The organism is Paenibacillus sp. LS1, from assembly GCF_026013365.1.
In the GTDB taxonomy this organism is placed as follows: domain Bacteria; phylum Bacillota; class Bacilli; order Paenibacillales; family Paenibacillaceae; genus Paenibacillus.
Map to the genome: position 1 here is coordinate 1 of NZ_JAPDOE010000040.1, position 339 is coordinate 339.

4 tRNA genes are annotated in these 339 nt (G+C 53.4%); all 4 read right to left on the reverse strand.

What is annotated here, in order from left to right:
• Positions 1–4: 4 nt before the first annotated feature.
• Positions 5–81, reverse strand: a tRNA-Arg gene (locus OM416_RS31770).
• Between the two features lie 7 nt (positions 82–88).
• Positions 89–163, reverse strand: a tRNA-Gly gene (locus tag OM416_RS31775).
• Between the two features lie 10 nt (positions 164–173).
• Positions 174–254 (reverse strand) — tRNA-Leu (locus tag OM416_RS31780).
• 6 nt (positions 255–260) lie between these two features.
• Positions 261–336, reverse strand: a tRNA-Lys gene (locus OM416_RS31785).
• Positions 337–339 lie beyond the last annotated feature (3 nt).

The window sequence follows — 339 nt, forward strand, 5'->3', positions numbered from 1 at the left end:
ATAATGGCGCGCCCTGAGAGATTCGAACTCCCGGCCTTTTGATTCGTAGTCAAACGCTCTATCCAGCTGAGCTAAGGGCGCAAAATATTGGAGCGGAAGACGGGAATCGAACCCGCGACCCTCGCCTTGGCAAGGCGATGCTCTACCGCTGAGCCACTTCCGCAAATAAGGGATGCGCGTGGAGGGACTTGAACCCCCACGTCAAAGACGCTAGATCCTAAGTCTAGTGCGTCTGCCAATTCCGCCACACGCGCATATAATGGTGAGTCATGAAGGGCTCGAACCTTCGACACCCTGATTAAAAGTCAGGTGCTCTACCAACTGAGCTAATGACTCATA